Source organism: Chryseobacterium sp. IT-36CA2, from assembly GCF_949767875.1.
GTDB lineage: Bacteria > Bacteroidota > Bacteroidia > Flavobacteriales > Weeksellaceae > Chryseobacterium.
Genome location: NZ_CATKPG010000024.1, coordinates 210,251 through 230,607 on the forward strand (window position 1 = coordinate 210,251; position 20,357 = coordinate 230,607).

Annotated in this window: 24 protein-coding genes; 13 read left to right on the top strand and 11 right to left on the bottom strand. The window is 36.3% G+C overall.

Features of this window, described 5'->3' with window-relative positions:
- The first annotated feature begins 11 nt into the window (after positions 1-11).
- Positions 12-584 carry an RsmD family RNA methyltransferase gene (locus ACM6F9_RS20155; RefSeq protein ID WP_414847328.1) on the top strand — a complete coding sequence of 191 codons (573 nt, stop codon included), beginning with the start codon at positions 12-14 and terminating at the stop codon, positions 582-584.
- Here ACM6F9_RS20155 and ACM6F9_RS20160 read toward each other — a convergent pair.
- Complete coding sequence (locus ACM6F9_RS20160; protein WP_414847329.1) at positions 581-928, bottom strand: winged helix-turn-helix transcriptional regulator; 348 nt, start codon at positions 926-928, stop codon at positions 581-583. The genes ACM6F9_RS20155 and ACM6F9_RS20160 overlap by 4 nt on opposite strands.
- A gap of 84 nt (positions 929-1,012) precedes the next feature.
- Between ACM6F9_RS20160 and ACM6F9_RS20165 the strand changes: the two genes are divergently transcribed.
- Positions 1,013-1,612, top strand: a complete 600-nt coding sequence (locus ACM6F9_RS20165; RefSeq protein ID WP_414847330.1) for a nitroreductase family protein — start codon at positions 1,013-1,015, stop codon at positions 1,610-1,612.
- A gap of 78 nt (positions 1,613-1,690) precedes the next feature.
- On the opposite strand, the gene murI is transcribed toward ACM6F9_RS20165, so the two are convergent.
- From murI to ACM6F9_RS20190, 5 genes are all read right to left on the bottom strand, one after another.
- Positions 1,691-2,521: a glutamate racemase gene (murI, locus tag ACM6F9_RS20170; RefSeq protein ID WP_105704130.1), complete on the bottom strand. Its 831-nt coding sequence runs from the start codon at positions 2,519-2,521 to the stop codon at positions 1,691-1,693.
- Positions 2,522-2,581: 60 nt separating this feature from the next.
- Complete coding sequence (gene hemW, locus ACM6F9_RS20175) at positions 2,582-3,706, bottom strand: radical SAM family heme chaperone HemW (RefSeq protein WP_414847331.1); 1,125 nt, start codon at positions 3,704-3,706, stop codon at positions 2,582-2,584.
- Positions 3,707-3,757: 51 nt separating this feature from the next.
- Complete coding sequence (locus ACM6F9_RS20180; protein ID WP_047377725.1) at positions 3,758-4,708, bottom strand: PorP/SprF family type IX secretion system membrane protein; 951 nt, start codon at positions 4,706-4,708, stop codon at positions 3,758-3,760.
- Between the two features lie 51 nt (positions 4,709-4,759).
- Positions 4,760-5,833 (bottom strand): RluA family pseudouridine synthase, encoded by a 1,074-nt coding sequence (locus ACM6F9_RS20185; RefSeq protein WP_414847332.1) that lies wholly within the window; start codon positions 5,831-5,833, stop codon positions 4,760-4,762.
- 73 nt (positions 5,834-5,906) lie between these two features.
- The gene (locus tag ACM6F9_RS20190) at positions 5,907-6,998 is read right to left on the bottom strand and encodes a PASTA domain-containing protein (protein WP_414847333.1); all 1,092 of its coding nucleotides are present in this window, start codon (positions 6,996-6,998) and stop codon (positions 5,907-5,909) included.
- A gap of 156 nt (positions 6,999-7,154) precedes the next feature.
- Here ACM6F9_RS20190 and ACM6F9_RS20195 point away from each other — a divergent pair, with 156 nt between their 5' ends.
- From ACM6F9_RS20195 to ACM6F9_RS20205, 3 genes are all read left to right on the top strand, one after another.
- On the top strand, positions 7,155-8,138 hold the full coding sequence (locus tag ACM6F9_RS20195) for a D-alanine--D-alanine ligase (protein WP_414847334.1): 984 nt from the start codon (positions 7,155-7,157) through the stop codon (positions 8,136-8,138).
- A gap of 96 nt (positions 8,139-8,234) precedes the next feature.
- Complete coding sequence (gene coaD, locus ACM6F9_RS20200) at positions 8,235-8,699, top strand: pantetheine-phosphate adenylyltransferase (RefSeq protein ID WP_105704101.1); 465 nt, start codon at positions 8,235-8,237, stop codon at positions 8,697-8,699.
- Between the two features lie 105 nt (positions 8,700-8,804).
- On the top strand, positions 8,805-9,437 hold the full coding sequence (locus tag ACM6F9_RS20205; RefSeq protein ID WP_414847335.1) for a trimeric intracellular cation channel family protein: 633 nt from the start codon (positions 8,805-8,807) through the stop codon (positions 9,435-9,437).
- A 64-nt stretch (positions 9,438-9,501) separates the two neighbouring features.
- Here ACM6F9_RS20205 and ACM6F9_RS20210 read toward each other — a convergent pair whose 3' ends face one another.
- Together ACM6F9_RS20210 and ACM6F9_RS20215 are read right to left on the bottom strand one after the other, a co-directional pair.
- Positions 9,502-10,071, bottom strand: a complete 570-nt coding sequence (locus ACM6F9_RS20210) for a hypothetical protein (RefSeq protein WP_105704103.1) — start codon at positions 10,069-10,071, stop codon at positions 9,502-9,504.
- A 75-nt stretch (positions 10,072-10,146) separates the two neighbouring features.
- Positions 10,147-10,641, bottom strand: a complete 495-nt coding sequence (locus tag ACM6F9_RS20215; RefSeq protein WP_414847336.1) for a dihydrofolate reductase — start codon at positions 10,639-10,641, stop codon at positions 10,147-10,149.
- Between the two features lie 75 nt (positions 10,642-10,716).
- On the opposite strand from ACM6F9_RS20215, the gene ACM6F9_RS20220 reads away from it, so the two are divergent.
- From ACM6F9_RS20220 to ACM6F9_RS20240, 5 genes are all read left to right on the top strand, one after another.
- Complete coding sequence (locus ACM6F9_RS20220) at positions 10,717-11,322, top strand: LemA family protein (protein WP_105704105.1); 606 nt, start codon at positions 10,717-10,719, stop codon at positions 11,320-11,322.
- A gap of 2 nt (positions 11,323-11,324) precedes the next feature.
- Positions 11,325-11,753 (top strand): TPM domain-containing protein, encoded by a 429-nt coding sequence (locus ACM6F9_RS20225; RefSeq protein WP_185126224.1) that lies wholly within the window; start codon positions 11,325-11,327, stop codon positions 11,751-11,753.
- Complete coding sequence (locus tag ACM6F9_RS20230) at positions 11,734-12,552, top strand: TPM domain-containing protein (protein ID WP_414847337.1); 819 nt, start codon at positions 11,734-11,736, stop codon at positions 12,550-12,552. The genes ACM6F9_RS20225 and ACM6F9_RS20230 overlap by 20 nt, the downstream gene beginning before the upstream one ends.
- A 198-nt stretch (positions 12,553-12,750) precedes the next feature.
- Positions 12,751-13,272: an NAD(P)H-dependent oxidoreductase gene (locus ACM6F9_RS20235; RefSeq protein ID WP_414847338.1), complete on the top strand. Its 522-nt coding sequence runs from the start codon at positions 12,751-12,753 to the stop codon at positions 13,270-13,272.
- Between the two features lie 3 nt (positions 13,273-13,275).
- Positions 13,276-15,165, top strand: a complete 1,890-nt coding sequence (locus ACM6F9_RS20240; RefSeq protein WP_414847339.1) for a monovalent cation:proton antiporter-2 (CPA2) family protein — start codon at positions 13,276-13,278, stop codon at positions 15,163-15,165.
- Position 15,166: 1 nt separating this feature from the next.
- Here ACM6F9_RS20240 and ACM6F9_RS20245 read toward each other — a convergent pair whose 3' ends face one another.
- Positions 15,167-15,994 carry a GIN domain-containing protein gene (locus tag ACM6F9_RS20245; protein WP_414847340.1) on the bottom strand — a complete coding sequence of 276 codons (828 nt, stop codon included), beginning with the start codon at positions 15,992-15,994 and terminating at the stop codon, positions 15,167-15,169.
- 256 nt (positions 15,995-16,250) lie between these two features.
- Here ACM6F9_RS20245 and ACM6F9_RS20250 point away from each other — a divergent pair, with 256 nt between their 5' ends.
- Both ACM6F9_RS20250 and ACM6F9_RS20255 read left to right on the top strand, forming a co-directional pair.
- Positions 16,251-18,392 (top strand): M3 family metallopeptidase, encoded by a 2,142-nt coding sequence (locus ACM6F9_RS20250; RefSeq protein WP_414847341.1) that lies wholly within the window; start codon positions 16,251-16,253, stop codon positions 18,390-18,392.
- A 245-nt stretch (positions 18,393-18,637) separates the two neighbouring features.
- Entirely contained in the window at positions 18,638-19,015 is a 378-nt protein-coding gene (locus tag ACM6F9_RS20255) for a YchJ family protein (protein ID WP_414847342.1), read from the top strand.
- Between the two features lie 174 nt (positions 19,016-19,189).
- On the opposite strand, the gene ACM6F9_RS20260 is transcribed toward ACM6F9_RS20255, so the two are convergent.
- On the bottom strand, positions 19,190-19,690 hold the full coding sequence (locus ACM6F9_RS20260; RefSeq protein WP_414847343.1) for an FKBP-type peptidyl-prolyl cis-trans isomerase: 501 nt from the start codon (positions 19,688-19,690) through the stop codon (positions 19,190-19,192).
- A 115-nt stretch (positions 19,691-19,805) separates the two neighbouring features.
- Positions 19,806-20,057 (bottom strand): VF530 family DNA-binding protein, encoded by a 252-nt coding sequence (locus tag ACM6F9_RS20265; RefSeq protein ID WP_414847344.1) that lies wholly within the window; start codon positions 20,055-20,057, stop codon positions 19,806-19,808.
- Positions 20,058-20,179: 122 nt separating this feature from the next.
- Here ACM6F9_RS20265 and ACM6F9_RS20270 point away from each other — a divergent pair, with 122 nt between their 5' ends.
- Positions 20,180-20,332 (top strand): hypothetical protein, encoded by a 153-nt coding sequence (locus ACM6F9_RS20270; RefSeq protein WP_255813836.1) that lies wholly within the window; start codon positions 20,180-20,182, stop codon positions 20,330-20,332.
- The last annotated feature ends 25 nt before the right edge of the window (positions 20,333-20,357 follow it).

Genomic DNA, 20,357 nt, shown 5'->3' on the forward strand with positions numbered 1-20,357 from the left:
CTAACAAAAATATGTTCAGAATCATATCAGGCAAATGGAAAGCCAAAAAAATTGCCGCTCCCAAAAACTTTGATGTAAGACCTACCACCGATTTTGCGAAGGAGGCTTTATTCAGCATTCTGGAAAACAAATACGATATGCAATCCATCTCCGTGCTTGATCTTTTTGCCGGAATTGGCTCTATTACCCTTGAATTTGCTTCCAGAGGATGCCAGAATATTACTTCTGTGGAATTGAATCCAAAGCATACAGCATTTATCAATTCTACAGCAGCAGAACTTGATATGGCACTTCAGATCAATATGCAGAGAGGTGATGTATTTGACTGGCTAAAAAAATTCAGAAATAAAAAATCATTTGAGATTGTTTTCTCTGATGCCCCTTTTGAAATGGAAGAGAAAAAGTATCACGAACTGATTTCTCTGGTTTTAAACAATAAGTACCTTAAAGAAAACGGAGTTCTTATTGTAGAGCATCAAAGCCGTATGAAGCTGGATCATCCCAATTTAATAGATACCCGAAAATACGGAAATGTAAGTTTCAGTTTTTTTGAACCGAATAAAGAAGATAATCAGGAACTTTAATTCCTGATTATTTTTTTTGAGATAACCGGAGCGGCTTCGCCCCATTTTGTGATCGCTTCCAGAACAGGCAAAAGCGTTTTTCCAAAGTCTGTCAATTCATATTCCACCACTAAAGGAGGTTTTTCCGTAAAAACTTTTCTTTCTACAATTCCGTCTTCTTCCAACTGCTTTAGCTGTAAACTTAATGTCCTTTCTGTAATGGTCGGAATTGATTTTCTTATCTCATTATACCGCTTAGCTCCACTAATAAGATGGTGCAAAATTACTGCTTTCCATTTCCCTCCTATAAACTTCATGGTAACACTGGTGCAGCAGGGATAGGATTTATTATCTATTGTATACATTTTTATACTATCATTTTTTACCGTTATTGCAAAGTTAATAAACTTAAATTACTTTTGTAACTATAAAAATGATAGTATAAAATTATGAACTTTTTAGACAAAATGAAAAACAGGTATACTGTAAAAAAGTATAACCCACAGGGAAAAATCAGTGAAGAACAAATTGCAACGCTTCAGGAGATTTTAAATTTAAGTCCTTCATCCATAAACAGCCAGCCTTGGAACTTTATTTTCGTAAATGATCCGGAACTGAAGAAACAATTGGGTGATAAGTCTTACTTTAATAAAGAAAAAGTGTTGGATAGCAGCCATGTTATTGTTTTCCAAGTGATCAAAAACATAGAAAGCTTTGAAAAACAAATTGAAGAAAATCTTCCGGAAGGCTCTGTTAATTATTATAGAACGATGGTAAAACCTAAAGGTGAAGAGGCTATAAAATCATGGTTGGGACATCAGGTCTATTTATCATTAGGAGTACTTTTGTCTGCCTGCGCAGCAATGGGAATAGATTCTACTCCAATGGAGGGAATTGAACCTGAAGAATATGACACTATCCTGAATAATGAAAAATATGAGACGTTATTTGCTGTAGCCATCGGGGAAAGAGATGAAGCAGATGCCAACCAGCCTAAATTTAATCCGAAGAAAAGATTGAATGCTGAAAAGGTAATTGTGGAGGCGTAATTTTAAACACGAATTTCACAAATTATTTCACAAAGAACACTAATAAAAAAGTCTGCTCTAAATAGCAGACTTTTTTATTTATAGTACTTTCAATTCTAAATCAATTGTTTTTCCGAAGAATTTCTTGGAGATTTTTTCAAAATTCTTGGTAATATCGGAAAGATAGAAATGATAATTCGGTTTTGAATTATGATCATTTAAAAGATTATACTTATCCAAAATGATCTTCAAATGATTGGCTACAATATTCGGAGAGTCTATTACACGAACTCTGTTTCCGTAATACTGTTTGATTTCATCTATTAAAAGAGGATAATGGGTACATCCCAAAATCAACGTTTCAATATTCTTTAATTTATTATTACTTAAATAGTTATAAATAATAGCGTGCGTTATCGGATGATTTTTAAAACCTTCTTCAATAGCAGGAACCAATAATGGTGTAGCCAGTTCGTCTACTTTGATCCATTTATTATGTTTTCGGATGCTCTTTTTATACAATCCTGAATTCACAGTTGCTTTGGTAGCAATCACTCCTACATTAGTATGGATTTCATAAGATACCTTTTCAGCAACGGGATTAATAACGTCTATGACCGGTACTTTTCCTGCAACTGACTGCATAACCTCATTCAAAGCATTAGCCGTTGCCGTATTACAGGCAATTACAATTGCTTTACAGTTCTGCTCCAGCAGAAAATTAGTAATCTTGGTAGAATATTCAATAATCGCATCCTTGGACTTTTCTCCGTACGGAAGATGCTTAGTATCTCCAAAGTAGATCAGATCTTCGTTAGGAAGAAGTCTTTTAATTTCTTTGGCAACGGTAAGACCTCCTACCCCACTGTCGAAAATTCCGATAGGCTGGCTTGGTGAAAGATGTGAATAATCTTGTTTTTTCGTTTTCAAATGAGTTGAAATTTTATACAAAAATAGTGAATTTTATGGCATACTGTATACATCCAAACATTATACTATAAACAAATCTGAAGCAATTCCGTCTGCCATAAACCAGTGTTTCTCAGGGATTTTTAAATGACCATTTTCAATAAGTAAAATTCCGTCTTCTATTTTCGGTTTGATTTCTGCTTGAAAATGCTCCAGTTCTCTATCTGAAAATTTATTTTTTAAACTTTCCAGATCTACGCCCCAAATGGTTCGTAAGCCGATCATGATCATTTCATTAAACTGATCTTCCTTGGAAAGAATTTCTTCCTCTTTGGCAAGAAGTTTATCATTAAGTTTTTTAATGTATTGCTGATTATTGGCTACATTCCAGCTTCTGACATCAAATCCGTTATAAGAATGTGCTGAAGGCCCTATTCCAAGATATTCCTGGTATTTCCAATACGCGGAATTGTGGCGTGAGTAGAAACCAGGTTTTGCAAAATTGGAAACTTCATAATGTTCAAAACCATTATCTTTTAAAAAGTCAGATAAGTAATAGAATTCTCTGTTTTGCTCTTCTTCTTTAGGGCTTTTTATTTTCCCTTTTGATATCCAGTTTTCTAATGCCGTTTTGGGTTCTACCGTCAATGCATAAGAGGAAATATGAGGAACTTCCAGAGCAATGGTTTTATTGAGATTTTCTTTCCAGATCTCAAGATTGGAAGTGGGTGAACCGTATATAAGATCAATACTCAGGTTTTCAAAGCCAAAATCCTGAGCCCTTTTGATAGAACTTTCTGCCTCGGAAGCACTGTGAGCTCTATTCATCAATTTTAAATCTTCTTCAAAAAAACTTTGAGTACCAATGGAAAGTCTGTTTACTGGTGTTCCTGCAAGCTGTTTTAAGAAATTTTTATCCAGATCATCCGGATTAGCTTCCAGAGTGACTTCTATATCTTTTTCAAAACTGAAATATTTTAATACTTCATCTATCAAGGAACTGATCTCATCCACAGAAAGAATAGAAGGTGTTCCTCCTCCAAAGTACAGAGATTTCAAGTTTTTGTTCTGCAACTCATTTTTTCTCAATAGTATTTCAGTTTTCATCGCACGAAGCATTTCATCCTTAAAATTCAGGGATGTTGAAAAGTGAAAGTTACAATAACTGCATTTTTGTTTACAGAACGGAATGTGAATATATATCATAAAAAAAGCTCTGAAAAATTTCAGAGCTCAAATTTATTTAAATTAAATCAATTAGTATCTAAATCCTCTAGCATTAATGAAGTTGTCAAAGTTATAACCCAGACCAATCATGAAGCTGTTTCCACCATAGCTCTGGATATCAGAGATTCCAAGGTTATAAGTAGCTCCAATCATGAATTTGTTGAATCTTACTTTTACAATTGGAGAGATACTCAGGTTCTGATTGTCAAATCTGTTCTGAACCGTTCTGTAGCTTACCCCGAAAGAGAATGCGTTGATATCATTAGAGAAAGTCGCCATTAGGTTCCAGTCGATCATTCTCGTTGAGTTTGTATTAAGGTTAATCAATGCTGATGGTGCAATGGTAATATTGTCAGCAATGTTCCAGTTATATCCTAAGTTTAAAAAGAACTTAATTGGAGAAGGCTCGTAGTTGTTTACGATAGAAGCATCATTACTTAATGCAATATCATTTACGGAAACACCTCCGAATAAACCTCTGTAGGTAGCAGCCAAACCGAAGTTGGCATACACCATGAAGATATTACTTTCTTCACCTCTTAATAACGGGTCACCTCCTTCTTCAGTATTAATTTTAGAATAATCAAAGTTCATGTTATAGAAGTTAACACTAGTACCGAAAGAGAACTGGTCTTTTCTGTCTCCTTCACTACTTAGAGGAATAAAATATGAAGCACCAGCTGTAATTCCCCCTGCAGAAATAGGTCCGTTGCTATCTCTAAACACGGAAATACCAGCACCTACTCTATCAAAGATATTCGCGTTAATCCCGATTGACTGTACATTCGGAGAATTGTTGAACTTTGAAAATTGTTGTTGATAATTGGCGTTGAGCTGTACGTAATCTGTTTTTCCGTATTGAGCTGGGTTGAACAGGAACTCACCATCCAAAAGATATTGCTGATAGTATGGTAGTGATTCTTGTGCTTTGTATGCATTTGACAAAAGAGCTAAACATACGATAGCATATAGTTTTCTCATAACAAATCTTGATTTCAATTCAACAAATATAAAAAAATTCTCAATATATTTTTAGTTTTCTAAATAATTTCTCCATTTTTTTACGGCATCCGCCATATCTTTGGGCATTGGGCTCTCAAAATATAATTCCTTTTTTGTCGTCGGGTGTATAAATCCAAGGGTATGGGCATGAAGAGCGTGTCTTGGCAAAATCTCGAAAACATTTTTTATAAATTGCTTGTATTTCGGAAGATTTACCCCTCTTAAAGGCGTATGACCTTCATATCTTTCATCATTGAACAAAGTATGCCCGATGTGCCTGAAATGCGCCCTGATCTGATGCGTTCTTCCGGTCTCAAGTTTACATTCTACCCAGGTCATGTATTTGAATCTTTCAAGAACTTTATAATGCGTCACAGCGTGCTTTCCCTGACTTCCGTCCTCATAAACGGACATCTGCATTCTGTTTTTAGGATGTCTTCCGATATGGCCTCTTATGGTGCCTTCATCATCCTGCATATTTCCCCATACAAAAGCCCAATACAGCCTTTTTGTAGTACGGTTAAAGAATTGTTTTGCCAGAAAGCTCAATGCATATTCATTCTTGGCAATCACCAGCAGGCCTGATGTATCTTTATCAATCCTGTGAACAAGTCCCACTCTGTCAAGATCAGATTTTTCACCATTCTTTTCAAAATGGAACGCCAGTGCATTTACCAATGTTCCATCCCAGTTTCCGAATCCAGGGTGTACTACCATTCCGGGTTCCTTATCTACTACAACAAGATCATCATCTTCATAAATAATATTCACAGGAATATCCTGAGGAATAATAACATTCTCTCTTGGTGGATGAGTAAGCAATACAGAGATCTGATCTCCCGGTTTTACGCGATAGTTCTGCTTCACCGCAATTCCGTTCACAATAACGTTTCCGGCTCTGCAGGTCTGTGAAATTTTATTTCTTGAAGAATTCTGTCTGTATACTAAAAGGAACTTATCAATCCTTAATGGTTCCTGTTTGCTGTCCACAGTGATATTAAGATGTTCATACAATCCTTTATTTTCCTCATCAATATCGATGTTTTCAATACTGTTGGAATCTAATAATTCTTCATCTAAAAAATCTTCGTTATCTTCTGACATTGTTTTATATTTTTTACACAAAAGGCTTCAACATTTTATAGTTGAAGCCTGTATTTTTGATATTAATCTGATCTTATTCTACGACTACCTTCTTAGCTTTTGGCTTTTGAACAGGCTGTTGTGTCGTTGTTGAAGCAGCCGGCTTGGCTGTACTTCCTGTAGCAGGAGTATTGGTAGAAGTTTTAGGCTTCTCTGTACTCTGACCTGCAGGTTTAGAAGTTGTGGTCTGAGGTTTTGGAGTCTCAGTTTTCGGTACTTCAGGTTTTGGAGTTTCTCTTCTAGGAGCAGGAGCTGGTACTGGCGGAGCATCATAACTTGGCTCATTATGTACTTCTTCATATCGTACCGGAGGAAGTGAAGTATCCACTTTCATTCTATAGATAGAATTCAGCTGATCTATTTTTCCTCTCAGCTCCGCTGGAGTTTTCTTACTTGCCCAAAGGTCAATCTGCATTCCCTGATCACGAACATCTCCGGAAGCAGGATCCTGATAATAGATAATATCAGATTCATCTTTGCTGCCATCTTCATGTTCCACCAATCCTACTTCAAACATACTTTTGGTAATTACTGCTCTCGCTTCTTTTACCGTAAGTCCTACAACATTAGGAATGGAAATATTTCTCATCGGGCCAGATCCTACCACTACATCAATAATAGAGAATCTAGGGATACGGGTTCCCGGGTTTACTGCATTTCCTTTATATAATATTCTTAAAAGAGCATCTTTCTGAATACTAGGTTCATAAATAGTATCTCCGATTTTAAGTCCTACCTGATCCAATCTCTGGAAGGCAAGTCCTGAATATTTGTTGATAACATTTGGAATTGCAATAGGAGCCCATGTTCTAGGGTTTACTTTAAGGGTTACCGTTCTTCCGTCCTTTACACGGGAACCTGGTGCAGGATATACCATCAGCACCTGGAAAGGTCTGTATTTCGGGTCGTAATTGGCACTGTCTACTTCATATTCCAGCCCTGTATCATCTAATATTTTTACGGCGTCATGTACCGATTTATTTACAATATTGGGAACAGGAATTTCCTGACCGTGGTTAGTATGGTACTCCAACCATCGAAATGTAAGCCACACAAGCCCTACGAAAATACCGATGGCTACTACTAAATTGAGTAAAACTTTCCAATTGAAAAGTGATTTAAGCATACTTAAAAATACTTTAATTATAACCGCAAATATAGCTAATAATTTTAGAATGGACTTTTTATTTAACACAATTCATTTTTGACTTTAAAATTTGTGGATTTCCCATATTGCATTACATAAAATGATTAAATTTGCCTTAATTGATACTATATGGTTATGAACAAAAAAAGTGTTGCCGTAGTAATGGGGGGCTATTCTGATGAATATGTCGTTTCTTTAAAAAGCGGACAATTGATTTATGATTCTTTAGACAGAAATCTCTATGATGTATATAAAGTAGTAGTCCTTAAAGATGAATGGTATTTTTTAGGTGAGAATGATAAAAAATATGCCATCAACAGAGGAGATTTTTCTGTGACTTTAGATAATGGAGAAACTTTAAAATTTGATGCATGTTTCAATATCATCCACGGAACTCCGGGAGAAAATGGGATTCTTCAGGCATACTGGGATGCTATTGGTCAAAAATATACAGGTTGTGATTTTTATCAGAGTGCCCTTACTTTTAATAAAAAAGATACTCTTGCTGTATTATCAAAATATGGAATTCCTTCCGCAAAAAGCATTTATCTAAGAAAAGGTGAAGATATCAATGTAGATGAGATTGTATCAGAACTCAACCTCCCACTATTTGTAAAACCCAATCAGTCCGGATCTTCTCTGGGAATTTCCAAAGTAAAAGAAAAATCAGAACTGATCGCTGCTACTGAAATTGCATTCAAAGAAGATGATGAAATCCTGATTGAAAGCTTCCTGGATGGCATGGAAGTATCTGTGGGAGTTATTGATTTTAAAGGAGAAACTATCGTTTTAGGAATCACAGAAATTGTTCCTACCAATGAATTCTTCGATTATGAAGCAAAATACGAAGGAGCTTCTGAAGAAATTACCCCCGCAAGAATTGACGAAGAAACCACAAAAAGAGTGGAAGAAATCGCCAAGAGAGCATACAATTCATTAGGAATGAGCGGTTTTTCAAGAAGTGAATTTATTTTGATGAACGGAATTCCTTATATGCTTGAAATGAACACCAATCCTGGATTCTCTCCTGCAAGTATTCTTCCTCAACAGGCAAAACATTATGGAATTTCCATCATGGATCTTTGTGGAAATGAAGTAGAAAAAGCCCTTAATAAATAAAATAGAAGTTAGAAATTAGAGGTTAGAAGTTAGAAATACATTATGCTCATAGCTTTTAACAGATAATTTACCATTCAACATCATAACTCGTACAACATGAAAATTGCTGTTTTCCCGGGGTCTTTTGACCCGATTACACTAGGACATTACGACATTATAGAAAGAGCGGCACCGCTATTTGATAAATTAATTATTGCTATCGGACAGAATTCTCAGAAAAAATATATGTTCCCTCTTGAAAAAAGAAAGGAATTTATTCAGAACTCTGTAGCAGAATTTCCCAATGTGGAAGTAGATTCATTTGAAGGCTTAACGGTAGATTACTGCTTTGAAAAAAATGCTCAGTATATCATCAGAGGATTGAGAAATCCTGCCGATTTTGAATTCGAGAAAGCAATTGCTCATACCAACAGAACGTTGGCCCACAAAAAACTGGAAACCGTATTTTTACTGACCTCTTCAGGAAAATCTTTCATCAGCAGCAGCATTGTAAGGGAAGTCATTACCCACGGCGGTGAATATGAGCTGATGGTCCCGGACTCTGTGAGAGTGGAGAAATAAACAAAACCATATTTGATAAGCGATAAATGATAATTGATATAATGGTCAAGAATTTGCTTAAGCAAAAAATCATTCATCAATTATCATTTACCATTTATAATATTTATGCACGAACAGTTCAACTTTGCGATAGAAGTCCTTGGGACCATTGCCTTTTCCATGTCCGGAAGTTTTGCAGCAATGCAGAAACGGCTTGATCCGTTTGGGGTACTTATTATTGCATTTGTAACCTCTGTAGGAGGAGGAACTGTAAGAGACCTGTTACTTGATATTCCTGTATTCTGGATGCATGATCTTCTGATGTGTGCCCTGATTCTGGTAACCAGTATTTTTTCAATGGTATTCAAATCTCTTGAGAAAAACTTTAAGGTAACCTTATTTATTTTCGACAGCTTTGGTCTTGGATTATTTACTATTATCGGTGTACAAAAAGGATTAAATGCGGGAATCCATCCTATGATCTGTATCGCATTGGGTACCATTACAGGCTGTTTCGGAGGGATTATCAGAGATATTTTGCTCAACAGAATTCCATTGATTTTCAGAAAGGAAATTTATGCTACAGCATGTATATTGGGAGGCTCAGCATTTCTGTTGATGACCAGATATACTACGCTTTCTTATACTTTTATACAAATCTTCACTATTTTACTGATTGTGGCAATCCGAACATTCGCTGTGAAATACCACTGGCAGATGCCTAAGTTTTATGGCTATGATCATAATTCAGAAATGTAAAATTCACATTACAGATATAAAAAAAGCACCTTTTCAGGTGCTTTTTGAATTTTATTTTTTCTGATTAGAAGAATTTCCCTCTGTTTCTCATATTAGGATTGTGCATATGTTTCTGCATCGTCGGCATTTTCAACTGATCTTTCATCATTTTGATCTGATCTGTCATCATTCCGGCGCTGTCTAATCTTTTTGCTTCTTCAAGCAATTTCTGTCCTTCCTGCTTTCTTCCTTTAGAAATAGCTGCTGCTGCAAGGTTTAAAGTAGCCATTGCTCTGTCGTGCTTCATATTTAAACCGTACTCTAAAGCTTTCTTCATGAAAGGTTCTACTTTTGCAGGGTGATCCTGAGCTTGTGTCAATCCTGATAAATAGTGGAAATATCCGTATTGAGTTTTATGAAGCTGTCCTTTATAATCTGTTATTTTTGATAACCATTCTCCGGCCTTTTCCATATTTTGCTTTCTCAATTGCCAGAACGCCAATAGGATATACTCGTTTTTAAAGAATAGTAAGATTGGGAATGCAGCTAAAAGAAAAACAACAATTCCCCATCCAAGATTTCTTGTAAAAATCATCAATCCAAGTCCCGCCAGGATAAGAAGTGCTGCTACTGCAATTTTTATGTATTTATTCATTATTAAATTTTAAAAGTGCAAAGATAAATAAATTAGAGATTAGAAGCTAGAAGTTAGAGGCTAGAATTCCTATAACTATTCACTCTTAATTCTTTCAAACGTCTGAAAACAGAAATCATAGCCATTTTTTTCATCTTTTTCATGACAGGTTTCACTTGTTTTTTTCCAGATTTTCTCATTTATTTTAGGAAAGAATGTATCTGCTTTAAGATCTGCTTTCACCAAAGTAACTTCAAGTCTGTCTACCAGATCCATAGTCTGTTCATAGATATTTCCTCCACCAATAACGAAAACTTCTTCATCAATCTTTTTAGCAAATTTCAATGCTTCTTTGATACTTCCTACAATAAGGATTCCCTCCTCAAACCAGTCTTTCTTTCTTGACACAACAATATTGGTACGGTTCGGAAGAGGCTTTCCAATACTTTCGTATGTTTTTCTTCCCATAATAATCGGATGTCCTGAAGTAATATCTTTAAAATGTTTCAAATCTTTGGGAAGATGCCAAAGTAACTGGTTTTCAAAACCAATTTCATTTTTCTCTCCCATTGCCACCACTATTGTTGTCATTCAAATAATTTTTTACAAAATTAGCACATAATTTGTATATTTGGTTAGCACAAAAAATTTAAAAAAAAATAAACTATGAAAAATAAAGGATGTTTGGGTGCCGGAACAATTGGTATTGCCCTCCTTATCATTGTGGCTATTCTCTTCTTCTGGGGAAAAAGCGGATATAACAGCTTTGTAGAAAAAGAACAGACTGTCAATTCAAAATGGTCTAATGTAGAGACTGTATATCAGAAAAGAGCGAATCTTATTCCTAATCTGGAAAGAACAGTAAAATCGTATTCAAAATTTGAACAGGAAACTTTAACAAAGGTTGTAGAAGCGCGTTCTAAAGCTACTTCTATCAATATTGACCCTACGAACATGACTGAGGCTGATATTGCTAAATTCCAGGCAGCACAGGGTGAATTATCCGGAGCATTGAGCAGATTGATGGCTGTAGTAGAGTCTTATCCTAATTTGAAGGCAGACCAGCAGTATATCAACTTCCAAAGAGAATACACTGCTATCGAAAACAGCATCAGAACTGAAACTGTTTATTACAACGATGCTGCAAAAGATTACAACACGTCTATCAAGACTTTCCCGAATAATATTCTGGCGAATTTCACCAACTTTAAAGAAAAACCTTATTTCAAAGCTGAAGCAGGTGCTGAGAAAGCCCCTGAAGCATTCAAATAATAATGGGTAATTTCCTAACAAATCAACAGATCGCTTCCCTTGTGGAAGCGATTCAGTCTGCGGAAGATCATTCTACGGGAGAAATCAGAGTGCATATTGACTCCAATACGGAAACCCGTGATGCTAAAACGGCATTTGATGTTTTCAAAAAATTGGATATGGATAAAACTGCTGAAAGAAATGCCGTGCTTTTCCATGTCAATTTCGAACAGAAATACCTTACCATTATTGGCGATATCGGAATTCATGAAAAGGTAAGACAGTCTTACTGGGATCATCTTCACGATTATATCACCGCTGAATTTGCTAAAGGAAATTATTATCAGGCTCTGAAAAGTGCCATCCTGGAAACAGGTCTTGAACTCAAAAAACATTTTCCTGTAGAAGGAGAAAACCCAAACCAACTTCCAAATGAAATTACGTTCTCTTAAAATAGTATTTTCATTTTTACTACTCTGCTTTTACACATTTGTATCAGCACAATACACTATTCCCGAAAAGCCAGCGGTTCTTTACCCTGTTTTTGATGAAGCAGGATTGCTTTCTCAGCAGGAAAAAGATGCGCTTAATAATAAACTGATCAAATTTGCAGATTCTACCTCGACGGAAATTGAAGTAGTGATCATCCGCTCTACCAAAGGAGAAGATGTGAATTTTCTGGCAACCATGTTTGGTGAGAAATGGAAAATCGGAAAAAAAGGTGTAGATAACGGAGTTGTTTTCCTTGTTGCAACAGAAGACAGAACGATGTCTATCCAGCAAGGGCGAGCCGTAGAACAATATCTTACCGCTTCAGTAGCAGGACAGATCTTGGATTATATTGTCACACCAAATTTCAAAAAAGGGCTTTGGTATGACGGAATCAACGGTGGAACCTCAGCGATTATGGAGGCTGTACAGGGGAAATTCAAACCTGAAGCCACTACAACTCCTTCCGGTAACGGAAGTGCTTTTAAGGTACTTATCATTGCTTTTATTATTTTCATCATCATTGCTATCCTTTTTGGAAACAGAGGTGGTGGACGTGGCGGAAATAATGACGACGATGATGATGTGATCATCACCAGAAGAGGACGCAGAAATTACCCTGGCGGTTTCTTCCCATTCCCAGGCAGCTTCGGAGGAGGCGGTTTTGGTGGTGGAAGTTCTGGCGGCGGAGGTGGCGGCGGATTCGGAGGCTTCGGCGGTGGCGGAAGTTTTGGAGGCGGAGGTGCATCCGGAGGCTGGTAAATCAACAAGTCATTTTAAAATTGATATAGAAATCAGATCATCACGATCTGATTTTTTTATTTAATAAGTCAAAATAACCTCAATTCTTTAACTTTTCTTAATCTTAAATTAGCATTTAGATATTAAAAAATTAACAAAACCTCATAAAAACAATCTTTTATTCAATATTTTTTTCTTATATTTACTGAAAACAGGATTATGAAGAAGACGCTGGTAGTATTTGCACACCCTTATCTGGAGCACTCCAATTCGAATGTAGAGCTCATCAATTTCTACGTTCGCCACCAGCATTATACCCTAAGAGATCTTTATGAAGAATATCCTGACTTTCACATTGCAGCTTTTCGGGAGAGAAAACGCCTTAAAAATTACGAACGTTTTGTTTTTCAGTTTCCCTTGATATGGTTTGGGATGCCGCCTCTTCTCAGATTATGGATTGACGAAGTTTTCGACAGAGACTGGCTTAAAGAGGATGAGCATAATCCACTGGAAGGAAAAGAGGTCTATATTCTGATAACCACTGGTGGAAAAGAAAGATCTTTCAGTAAAACCGGCACTTATGAATATACTATAGAAGAACTGATCAGCGGACTGATCGTTTCGTTAAAGGTCTTTAAAGCGGATATTAAGCATATCAAAATTGTATACGAGGCCAACAAGTTGTCTAAAAAAGAAATTATTTTACATAAAAAGGAATTTACAGAACTACTCAATCAATAACGTATGGAATCCAGCTTAGCGATGAACACATTAATTTTCCTGGGTGTAGCCATTATTATGGTTCCATTGGCCAGAAAATTAGGCTTGAGTTCTGTTATTGGTTATATTTTAGGAGGAATCATCATAGGTCCTTATGTCCTTAAACTTACAGGAAATAATGTAAATGATATTATGCATGCCAGTGAGTTTGGAGTGATCATGCTATTGTTTTTGGTAGGCCTGGAACTGGAGCCCCGGAAATTCTGGGAGATGCGGAAAAAGATAATGGGCTTAGGGCTTTCTCAGATGGCACTCACCATTCTATTGCTTTTCTTAGTATTCACAAGTGTAGGCTGGAGAGTAGACAAAGCCATTGCTATTGCTATGTGTTTTGCTTTATCTTCTACAGCTATTGTTCTGCAGACCTTACAGGAAAAAAACAATCTTAAAACTACAGCTGGAGAAGCGTCATTTTCTACCTTGCTATTTCAGGATATTTCGGTAATTCCTATTTTGGCAATACTTCCTCTTATAGCTAATTTTAAAGCCAAACATCATGATAATGAAATTCAGATTCTGATTCAGAAACTCCCGGAATGGCTTCAGGCCGGAACGGTAATTTTCGGAGTTGCACTGCTTATTTTGCTGGGCAGATATGTCTTCGTTCCTTTCCTGCGTTATGTTTCAAAATCAGGAATGACAGAGCTGTTAACAGCCTCTTCCCTATTCCTCGTAATTGGGGTCTCGGAGCTTATGGTGGTTATTGGACTTTCTCCGGCATTAGGAGCTTTCCTTGCAGGCGTAATGCTTGCCAACAGTGAATTCCGTCATGAACTGGAGGCTCAGATTGATCCTTTCAAAGGATTATTACTGGCTGTTTTCTTCGTGAGTGTAGGATCAACTATCAATTTTAATATTATCCAGAAAGATCCTTTATTTATTTTCAGTACTGTTTTTGCGGTACTGGCTGTAAAATTTATTGTTTTATATGCCATTGGAAAGTTTTTCAGGATAGATACTCCTCAAAGTCTTTTTTATGCATTTGCCCTTTCTCAGGTGGGAGAATTTGCATTTGTACTGCTCAATTATGCATCGGATCTTTATCTTTTAGGTCCTGAAATGAATGCACAGATGATGGCTGTCACAGCAATTACGATGTGTATCACTCCTATTCTTCTGATCATCAATGATAAATTTATTACCCCGAAATTTATCAAAGAAATTCCTGAAGAAGAACATGATTACAATATTCTCGATAGCAACGTTACTCAAAAGAAAATCATCATTGTAGGTTTTGGGCATTTTGGAAGTACAGTGGGACGTCTTTTAAAGGCCAATAAAATATCTGCTACCGTTTTGGATCGAGATTCTGACCGTGTGAAACTGCTCAGAAGCTATGGTTTTAAAGTATATTATGGTGATGCTACCAGAATTCCTATTCTAAGAGCTGCCGGAATAGAAGATGCTGAGATTTTGGTTTTGTGTCTGGATGATCCGGATGATAATAAATTCATTGCAGAATTAGTCCGTGAACATTATCCTGAGGTGAAAATTTTTGTAAGAGCGAAAAACAGGATTGATGCTTATGACTATCTCAATAACGGAGTCAATCATATTTACCGAGAAACATTAGGAACAGCGGTAGATATGGCTGTTGATGTACTTCATGAAACAGGAATGAGAAAATATGCAGCAAGGCGTATGGGGCAAAGGTTTATGGCTATTGATAAGGCATCAATCAGAAAACTGGCCAAAATGAAGGAAAATGATGACGATATTACCCTCTTTACCACAAAAGAAATCCTCCAGCGGGAGGAGGATTTATTGGCTTATGATAATCTTAATTTTGATAATAAAAATTGGGAAGGTTCCTCATCCACCGATGAAGATGATGAGGAGGAATCTCAGGATTAGTTTATTGGATATTTACGCTTCCACCACTGCTTTCATCTTTGATCACGTTCTTAAGTTCTCCTTTTTTCGAGATGTCTACACTTCCGCCAGATGAAGCTCCTGCATTGACACTGGAAACCGCACTTATATGAATACTTGCTCCACTGGAGGCATCTGCTTCTACATTATCCGCAATAATTCCTTTAGCAGAAACACTGCTTCCTGAAGACGCGCTCACATCTGCCTTTTTCGCTTTTCCTGAAATATCAAGCGTTGATCCTGATGAAGCTTCAATACCAAGGTTTACAGCCCATATTTTACCATCGAAGCTACTGCTGCTGCTTATATTGATATCCATATCATTAGCTTCCAGATCTCCGGAAATACTTCCTGCACTTGATGCTTCGATATCTGTTTTCTCCTGAGTAAATTTGTCTTTTATAATAATTCTAGCTGCTGAATCGGCTTGAAGTTTATTAAAATCCTTCGTATAAATTTTTGCTGTCACTTTGCTGATGTTCATCACTCTGATTCCTGGTTTATAATGAATATGCAGCTTTCCGCCGTCATTGTCTACAAGAATTTCATTGATAATGCTTTGAGGGGCTAAGATCTCTACTTTTTCTGTTTCAGATTTTATAATCTCTGCCTCTATCGCTTGTGAAACCTGAATTTCATCAAAATCTCCGTTAAATTCTTTATGCTGCATCGGGCCGCTTTCTTTGCTCACTACTTTCTCTACCCAATTACTTCTGTCACCTTCTCTATCTCTGTTCCTGTTCTCATGTTTATCATTACATGAGGCTAATGCCGCTAAGGCTGAAAAAATAAATAAAGTCCTTGTTTTCATGCTTATTTCTTTTGTAAATTATTTTAATTGATTTCTTTAAATAAATAACAACTAATTTATAAAAAATATTACATTACATTTAAAAATACTGCAATGGGCTGCAATACAGATTTTTCAAAAAGACTTTTAATAATTCAAAAGACTTTATTCTTTCATTGTAAAACATTCATAAATTCATTTCAATAAATACACCTGTCAAACTATATTCTATGATACAAGTTTTTAATATCTTTATGCTTTAATAACAACTATATTTATGAAGAATATTTCATCGGTATTATTAATTTCTGCTTTGGCGTTCAATCAATCTTGTACTACAATGAAACAGACTGATATTCAACAGGAGATTCCTGCACCTGATCCCTCTTTATCTTCAAATCCTTTTATGAAGAAAAGCAAGCTTCAATACGAAGCTCCGGAGTTCGACAAAATAAAAAACGAACATTTCAAACCTGCTTTTGAGTATGGTTTAAAGCAGCATGAAGCTGAAATTATAAAAATTGCCAACAATCCGGCCTCCCCTACTTTTGAAAATACAATCGTTGCATTGGAAAAAAGTGGTGAAGTGCTGAGAAGAGCACAAATTGTTTTCTCTAATCTTACAAGTGCGAATACCAATCCTACGCTGCAGGCTTTGGATGAAGAATATGCACCTATTTTTGCTGCACATTCTGATAAACTGTACCTGAATGAAAATCTTTATAAAAGAATACAATCCATCAAAGAAGATGGTCTTGATTCTGAAAGCAAAAGACTTGTACAATATTATAAGCAAAACTTTGAAATTGCAGGAGCCAATCTTTCTGCTGCTGATAAAGAAAAATTAAAGCAACTTAATCAGGAACTGGCTTCTCTTTCTACACAATATTCCAATAAATTGCTGGAAGCAAGAAAGCAGGGAGGGGTATTTTTCTCTGATGCTAAAGAACTGGACGGACTTTCTGCTGATGAAATTGCGGCTGCAGCATCTGATGCTAAAACTGCTGGACAACCAGGAAAATATCTTCTGGCTTTACAAAACACGACACAACAACCCCTTCTTCAAAACTTAAAAAACAGAGCTACCAGAGAAAAGCTATTCAAAGCTTCATGGACAAGAGCTGAAAAAGGAGATGCCAACGATACAAGATCAACGATTGAGCAACTGGCTAAACTAAGATTGAAGAAAGCTCAGATTTTAGGTAAGAAAAATTTTGCTGAATGGAAACTTCAGGATCAAATGGCAAAAACACCTGAAGCAGCTACTAAACTGATGAATCAGATTGCAACTCCGGCAGTGGAAACAGCGGGACGTGAAGCAAAAGATATTCAGGATCTTATTGATCAGCAGAAAGGAGGTTTCAAGGTAGAGCCCTGGGACTGGAATTTCTATGCTGAGCAGGTAAGAAAAGCTAAGTTTGATCTTGACGAGAGCCAAATAAAGCCTTATTTTGAAATCACAACGGTGTTAGAAAAAGGAGTTTTCTTCGCTGCTGAAAAATTTTATGGACTGACATTCAAAAAAAGAACAGATCTCCCTGTTTACCATCCGGATGTTGTAACATATGAGGTTTTCGATCATGATGGAAAATCTATTGCAATTTATTATTTGGATTTCTATACAAGAGATTCTAAAAACGGAGGAGCATGGATGAGCAATTTTGTGGAGCAGTCTTATTTATTGGGAACAAAACCTGTAATCGTTAACTGCTACAATTATCAGAAACCGGCTCCAGGGAAACCTTCATTAATCAGCTATGATGATGTTTCAACCATCTTCCATGAGTTTGGCCACTCTATTCACGGGATGTTTGCGAGCCAGAAATACCCTTCTCTTTCAGGAACGAATGTACCGAGAGACTTCGTGGAGTTCCCGTCTCAGATTAATGAACACTGGGCTTTAGATCCTGTTGTTCTGAAAAATTATGCTGTACACTATGAAACAAAACAGCCTATTCCACAAGCTTTGGTAGACAAAATCAAAAAGGCATCAACTTTCAATCAGGGATATATGACTACTGAATTGGTTTCTGCTGCCGAACTGGATATGGATTGGCATACAGTAAGCAACGACAGCCAGTTTATTCCTGTTCTGGATTTTGAAAAGCAGTCTTTAGCGAGCCATGGATTTAATTTGGCAACGGTTCCGCCAAGATATCACACTCCTTATTTTGCACACATCTGGGGAGGTGGTTATTCTGCAGGATACTATGCTTATTTATGGTCTGAAACATTGGATAATGATGCATGGGAATGGATCAGTAAAAATGGCGGGTTAACCAGAGAAAATGGGGACCGTTTCAGAAAATATATTCTTTCTGTAGGAAATTCTGTGGATCTGAATCAGGCATTCAGAGACTTTACAGGACATGATCCGGATATCAAACCTTTATTAAGAAACAGAGGTTTTATTAAATAAATCAACGGGAAGCATTCTTTAATTAGAGTGCTTCTTTTTTTATACATATTTGCGATAAATAAAATTTTCTATGTTTCGGCTGAAGCCGATGGATTTTTGTTTGTTTATTTCGAACGGGCTAAAGCCCGTCCCTATGGGATATATTATCATTCAGCATATTAATACCATTATAAAATTCAAATATACAGAAGGCCGTTTCTAATGAGATTCATTATTTTTGCAGTTCAAAATTTAAAATACAATATATGAACTGTCCCTGCTGTTCAGGAAAATCCTACGAAGAATGCTGTAAGCCTTATCATACCGGAGAAAGACATGCTCCTACGGCTGAAGCTCTGATGCGTTCAAGGTTCTCTGCTTTTGCCATTCCGAATGGTGAATATCTGATGGAAACTACCCTTCCGGGAAAAAGAAAATACCACAACAAGAGAGATCTTCAGGAATGGGGAGAAATTAATGAATGGACAAAACTGGAGATTATCAGGACTCCCACTTTAACTCATGTGGAATTTAAGGCTTACTATACAGATCAGGATGGTCATCCGCAAATTCATCATGAGTTTTCTGCTTTTCAGAAGATGCATGAACGCTGGTATTATGTTTCAGGAGAATTTTTGGATTAGTAAATGTACAGTAATGCTTTGCTTGTAGAACCACCCCGTCAAAAAGAAAGGAATACCAGGCATTCAATAACTATTTGTACCTTATAAATAAAAATAAGCCAAAGAATTATCTTTGGCTTATTTTGTATCTTTTATCTAAAAAAATGTCCGGAAAACCAGACATTTATATTATTTTTAGTGAGCTTCGTTTCCGTCAATTCCGTGAGCATGTCCATGTGACAATTCCTCTTCTGTTGCCGGACGAGTATTTAAAACTTCAACCTGGAAGTCTAATACTTTACCTGCCATTGGGTGGTTAAGGTCTGCTACCACAACTTCAGGAGTAACTTCTACTACAAAAGCCTGGAAATTGTTTCCTTGATTATCAGACAAAGGTAAAATAGCTCCTACTGGAGGAAGCCCTGATTCTTTAAACATTTCCACTGGTAATTGTGCTATAGCATCTGGTTGTCTTTCACCGTAAGCTTCTTCAGGCTGAATTGTAAAAGCAGCTTTATCTCCAGCTTTTAAACCTAGGATATTTTCTTCAAACTTAGGAATCATCATTCCCATACCATACAAAAATGTAAGCGGATTTTCTGCTGTTGTTTCTTCTACAAGAATCTTACTTCCATCTGGTTCGATTGTGTGAAGTATATACTTTACAGCTACAACGTGATTGTTTTCGATTGTCATATTTTTTCTTTTTTTCGTGATTTCGTTTCACGATTAATCTTACAAATATACTATTTTTTGAAATGACTATTCAGGGAAAAAACCAAAGAAGAATCTGAAAGCCATGTCCTGTATTCTACTTTCCGGTGTTTTTTTCGTCTCTTTTTTTCTGTCTTAGCATAAAGAGATACAGGCTTTCCACTTTTGTTCTTGCCCATGATGTTTTCCGCAGAAACTTCAGGGAAGAACTTATACTTGGGTTATCTGTAAAACATTTTATATTGATCTGTTCGCCTAGTCCTTCGAAGCCTTTATAGTATTCTACCAGTTCTTCAAGGATAGCATCCAGTCTTTTTCCGTGTAAAGGATCTTTGGACTGTTGTTCCATCTTTTTTTTGCAAAATTAATTTATTATAAGTTTATACGGAAATCCACACCCTTTCTTCCCTTTTTGTTTCTTATTTTTGAAGAAGCTATTTCTTATCCATAAAAATTATTCTGTACAAAAATATGAGCAAAAACAACGATGCGAACAGGAAAAAAAATAAAAAGAAAATTGATCAGAAAAAACGTAAAATACAAAATGCTGAAGCAGAAAGGAAAACACGTTTAAAGCAAATCCGGGAAGACTTCAAAGCAAAAGAATCTGATAATCAACCATAAAAACAGTTGATTACTCAACTCACTT

Excerpts from the sequence above, each read along its gene's own strand:
- ACM6F9_RS20215 (WP_414847336.1), bottom strand. The coding sequence starts at position 10,641 with ATGACAACAATAGTGGTGGCAATGGGAGAGAAAAATGAAATTGGTTTT.
- ACM6F9_RS20195 (WP_414847334.1), top strand. The coding sequence starts at position 7,155 with ATGAACAAAAAAAGTGTTGCCGTAGTAATGGGGGGCTATTCTGATGAA.
- ACM6F9_RS20220 (WP_105704105.1), top strand. The coding sequence starts at position 10,717 with ATGAAAAATAAAGGATGTTTGGGTGCCGGAACAATTGGTATTGCCCTC.
- ACM6F9_RS20260 (WP_414847343.1), bottom strand. The coding sequence starts at position 19,690 with ATGACAATCGAAAACAATCACGTTGTAGCTGTAAAGTATATACTTCAC.
- ACM6F9_RS20235 (WP_414847338.1), top strand. The coding sequence starts at position 12,751 with ATGAAGAAGACGCTGGTAGTATTTGCACACCCTTATCTGGAGCACTCC.
- ACM6F9_RS20245 (WP_414847340.1), bottom strand. The coding sequence starts at position 15,994 with ATGAAAACAAGGACTTTATTTATTTTTTCAGCCTTAGCGGCATTAGCC.
- hemW (WP_414847331.1), bottom strand. The coding sequence starts at position 3,706 with ATGATATATATTCACATTCCGTTCTGTAAACAAAAATGCAGTTATTGT.
- ACM6F9_RS20180 (WP_047377725.1), bottom strand. The coding sequence starts at position 4,708 with ATGAGAAAACTATATGCTATCGTATGTTTAGCTCTTTTGTCAAATGCA.
- ACM6F9_RS20250 (WP_414847341.1), top strand. The coding sequence starts at position 16,251 with ATGAAGAATATTTCATCGGTATTATTAATTTCTGCTTTGGCGTTCAAT.
- ACM6F9_RS20225 (WP_185126224.1), top strand. The coding sequence starts at position 11,325 with ATGGGTAATTTCCTAACAAATCAACAGATCGCTTCCCTTGTGGAAGCG.
- ACM6F9_RS20230 (WP_414847337.1), top strand. The coding sequence starts at position 11,734 with ATGAAATTACGTTCTCTTAAAATAGTATTTTCATTTTTACTACTCTGC.
- ACM6F9_RS20185 (WP_414847332.1), bottom strand. The coding sequence starts at position 5,833 with ATGTCAGAAGATAACGAAGATTTTTTAGATGAAGAATTATTAGATTCC.
- ACM6F9_RS20255 (WP_414847342.1), top strand. The coding sequence starts at position 18,638 with ATGAACTGTCCCTGCTGTTCAGGAAAATCCTACGAAGAATGCTGTAAG.
- ACM6F9_RS20240 (WP_414847339.1), top strand. The coding sequence starts at position 13,276 with ATGGAATCCAGCTTAGCGATGAACACATTAATTTTCCTGGGTGTAGCC.
- ACM6F9_RS20265 (WP_414847344.1), bottom strand. The coding sequence starts at position 20,057 with ATGGAACAACAGTCCAAAGATCCTTTACACGGAAAAAGACTGGATGCT.
- ACM6F9_RS20190 (WP_414847333.1), bottom strand. The coding sequence starts at position 6,998 with ATGCTTAAATCACTTTTCAATTGGAAAGTTTTACTCAATTTAGTAGTA.
- ACM6F9_RS20270 (WP_255813836.1), top strand. The coding sequence starts at position 20,180 with ATGAGCAAAAACAACGATGCGAACAGGAAAAAAAATAAAAAGAAAATT.
- ACM6F9_RS20155 (WP_414847328.1), top strand. The coding sequence starts at position 12 with ATGTTCAGAATCATATCAGGCAAATGGAAAGCCAAAAAAATTGCCGCT.
- ACM6F9_RS20160 (WP_414847329.1), bottom strand. The coding sequence starts at position 928 with ATGTATACAATAGATAATAAATCCTATCCCTGCTGCACCAGTGTTACC.
- ACM6F9_RS20205 (WP_414847335.1), top strand. The coding sequence starts at position 8,805 with ATGCACGAACAGTTCAACTTTGCGATAGAAGTCCTTGGGACCATTGCC.
- ACM6F9_RS20165 (WP_414847330.1), top strand. The coding sequence starts at position 1,013 with ATGAACTTTTTAGACAAAATGAAAAACAGGTATACTGTAAAAAAGTAT.
- ACM6F9_RS20210 (WP_105704103.1), bottom strand. The coding sequence starts at position 10,071 with ATGAATAAATACATAAAAATTGCAGTAGCAGCACTTCTTATCCTGGCG.
- coaD (WP_105704101.1), top strand. The coding sequence starts at position 8,235 with ATGAAAATTGCTGTTTTCCCGGGGTCTTTTGACCCGATTACACTAGGA.